This window comes from Oleiphilus sp. HI0117, from assembly GCF_001635235.1.
Window position 1 is genome coordinate 1 of the sequence record NZ_LWGA01000822.1, and the last position, 3600, is coordinate 3600.

Annotated in this window: 2 protein-coding genes and 1 other RNA gene; 1 reads left to right on the top strand and 2 read right to left on the bottom strand. The window is 44.1% G+C overall.

All coding sequences use genetic code 11. The annotated features are described in order from the left end of the window. Positions 1-6: 6 nt before the first annotated feature. Positions 7-1902 carry a DNA polymerase III subunit gamma/tau gene (gene dnaX, locus A3757_RS13680; protein WP_068566162.1) on the bottom strand — a complete coding sequence of 632 codons (1896 nt, stop codon included), beginning with the start codon at positions 1900-1902 and terminating at the stop codon, positions 7-9. Between the two features lie 213 nt (positions 1903-2115). Continuing rightward, positions 2116-2212, bottom strand: an RNA gene (gene ffs, locus A3757_RS13685) — signal recognition particle sRNA small type. Between the two features lie 382 nt (positions 2213-2594). Between ffs and A3757_RS13690 the strand changes: the two genes are divergently transcribed. After that, on the top strand, positions 2595-3600 hold a 1006-nt coding region (locus A3757_RS13690; protein ID WP_156506320.1), incomplete at its 3' end, for a sensor domain-containing diguanylate cyclase.

Sequence of the window (3600 nt, forward strand, 5' to 3'; positions counted from 1 at the left end):
ATTTTATTAAATAATCTGCCCTAAAGCTTTAATGCTATTTTCAATCAACACACCATCAAACTCTCTAATCATCTGTTGGACATAGGGGTCATTTTCAACACTCAGTTTTGCTTGCTCCCCCATTTCCGCTTTCACGCGTTCACGCCACATCATCGGCGACTCGTGTTCGGGCTTTAAGCCCTCGAAGAAAGTAATATTTCGCCCTTGTGCCACTTCTTTACTCAATGATTCACGAATCCGCCCTTCATGACTTGTATTTAGCAAACGAAAGTGTCCAGCCTCAAAATAAAGATTCAAGCCGTCCGGGTTCTCTTCTAGCACTGAGTTAAGCATTAAATTAAGCGTCATTCCGCTAAGACCCAATTGTGTCACCTGCTTATTCCATCCGCTTGAAAGGACATCTGCGGCAAGCTCACTTTTCTCTACATGATCCTGAGACGAACTCTCTGCAATAGGAGATTTTTCCTCATTCCGCAAAGTAGATTGTTTATCAGGTTCAGGCACTGGTTCCGAGACAGGTTCTTGAACTGGACTTTCAACAACGCTGGTAACAGGCTGCTCAGTTTCTGCAAAGCTCTGCGTTTCAACAGGCTCTTGTAAGCGGCTGGCAGTCGACTCAGAGGTCTCAACAGGTGCCCGTTCAACTTGTGCTACACCCTCAACATTTAAACCTTCACTATTCAGAAGTGTTTTTTTTTTGCTTTCGTCCTCAGACAAATTATTCTCTAGCGGAGCACTTTGCACAGTTTGCTCTTCAGCAACCGGCACTTCATTGCCTACAGGCGCTGTGACAATATCAATTCCTAGCTGATCACTAGGGCTTAACTGGAAAGCAAGCATTCTGAGCAAGGCCATTTCAAGGCCAGATTTAGGGTCAGGCGTAATCGCCAAGTCCTGACGACTAACCAAGGCCACTTGATAGAAAAGCTGAACATCTTCGGCACATAACTTACGAGCATAGGAAACGACGTGCTCCTGATCACCCATAGAGTTATCACAAGCGCCAGGAACAGCCTGCTCGATAGCCACACGATGAAGCACTTCTGCAATCGTCGCTAACACTGAAGCATAATTTGGGGAAAATTCGGCGAGCGCTTTAATTTCGTCAAGCATCGCTGCCGCATTTCTTGAAATCAAACAATCCAGAATACGATAGATCTTTTTCTGGTCAACCGTCCCCAGCATTGCACTAACGCCAGTCTCGGTAAGTGCATGGTTTCCATAAGCTATAGCCTGATCAGTCAGACTAAGCGCATCACGCATACTGCCATCAGCAGCTCTGGCAAGCGCCCATAAAGCCATATCCTCAAAACTAACCTGCTCTTGACCAAGGATATTCTGCAGGTGCCCAACAATGCGTTCTGGCGACATATTCTTCAGATTGAACTGGAGGCAACGCGAGAGAATCGTTACAGGAAGCTTTTGCGGGTCGGTTGTCGCAAACAAGAACTTAACATGCTCTGGAGGTTCTTCGAGCGTTTTCAACAAAGCATTGAAACTTGATTGCGAGAGCATATGAACTTCATCAATCAGATATATCTTGAAGCGGCCTTCAGAGGGAGCATACTGAACATTTTCCAGAAGCTCACGCATATCCTCTACTTTGGTTCGAGAGGCCGCATCGATTTCAATCAGATCAACATAGCGGCCTTCAGTAATACTGGTACAAGCACCGCACTGACCGCAGGGTTCAGCAGTAATACCTTGATGACAACTTAGACATTTCGCCAGAATACGGCCAATTGTCGTTTTACCGACACCCCGGGTACCGGTGAACAAATAAGCATGATGCAGCCTTTGACTTTCAAGCGCATGAATCAAGGCCTTAAGAACGTGCTCTTGACCAACCATCTGTTTGAAATTTTGGGGGCGCCACTTACGCGCAAGTACCTGATAACTCATGAAATCATCTTAGCAAAGTAAACGATTAAAATCTTAAGACGCTATAGTACACTGACAAGAGGCTTAAAACGACTTTGTTTTCACATCCAAATAGCTTCTATTCACAAGCACTCGGACTCAAAGGAATCAAATATAGAGATTATTAAAGACTTAGATCAACAGGAAGTAGCTATTCAGAAAGAAGAACTAGGGAAGAAAAATTAAGGTGATGACTTCCACCAGCTACACCTCGGCACATAAATCCACCGCTATGGCTGCTCCCTTCCGGGCCTGACCAGGTTAACAGCTTATTATTGCGTGGGAACCAATGAAAGTCACCATAACATTCCAAGCAAAATGGGCATATTGAAATGCAGTACTGCTGGAAAGTGCGCGCATTCTAACAAAGCTTAGTAAGCATGAAAAGAGAGTATCAAACGAATATTGGTGTTTTTTACATGCAATATTTGAGGCCAGTGTAAAAACAGCTGTTTCTACACTGGCCTCAAATCACTAATAACTGGATTAAGCTGATAATTTACCACTTAGAATACTTAACTATAACGGCCTTTATTTCTTTGCATAAGGCAAAAAACTGGCTAATAATTAATCGATTCAATACTTAATTATAATCAGGTGAAATGTGCAAACCCGATTATGCTTGGCAAGTTGGACATTTAAGATCTCTCACCCGCTAGCTGTAGAGGTATTTCATGCGGTATGAACAGCTTCAAGCATTACTGACCCACCAAACTGCGCTAATAAGCAGAATTGCGCTGGAAGCAGACTTAAAACTCTGCCTCCAAGATATTGCTATTCATATCGAAGCCCTTGTCGACGAACATATCAAGACCGCTATTTTCATTATCGAGAATGAAGAGCTCCGTCAACTGGCAGCCCCCAGCCTACCCGAGCTATTCCATTCAAAAGTTGACCGCATACCGATCGCTCACGATAGCATGCCCTGTGCTATAGCAGCGCAGACGGGTGAAACCATCATTATTGAAGACCTGCAAAATACGTTTTATTGCCAAAATTTTGCTCATTTATCGCTAACACTAAACCTTAAAGCCTGCTGGGCAACTCCCATATTTTCGGCCCAAAAGGAGGTCCAGGGAGTATTCATTGTCTATTTTCCTGAAATTCAAAGACCAAATGAATCACATTTAGAAATCCTGGAACACTTCACTCACCTAACCAGCATTGCATTAGAGAAGCATAACCTCCGAACCCAGCAACAAAAAGCTCAAACCCAGATAGAACAACTTGCATTTTACGATGCTCTAACCAATCTCCCCAATCGTCGACTTTTGATGGACAGAACCCAGAAAGTTATCGATAGGATTAAACGAGAACACCTCTTTGGCGCCCTGATATTTATCGACCTCAATGGTTTCAAGCGAATCAATGACTCCCTAGGCCATTATGTGGGTGACAAACTTCTGGTATCCGTGGCCCGGCGGCTTCAAAACTCTATAAGAGAAGTCGATACCATCGCTAGGATTGGTGGCGATGAGTTTGTTATTTTGCTTGAAGACCTCAGTAGCTCTCGCAAGCAAGTAGAGCAAGAAGCTCTTCAAGTTGCCCAACGAAGCCTTAAAGACCTTGAAAAACACTTTGAATTATCAGACCGACGTTACCGTATCGACGCGAGCATCGGCATAGCAGTCATCAACGAATTCGATTGCGATGCAATAGAAGTGCTTAAGCACGCCGATG

Excerpts from the sequence above, each read along its gene's own strand:
- dnaX (WP_068566162.1), bottom strand. The coding sequence starts at position 1,902 with ATGAGTTATCAGGTACTTGCGCGTAAGTGGCGCCCCCAAAATTTCAAA.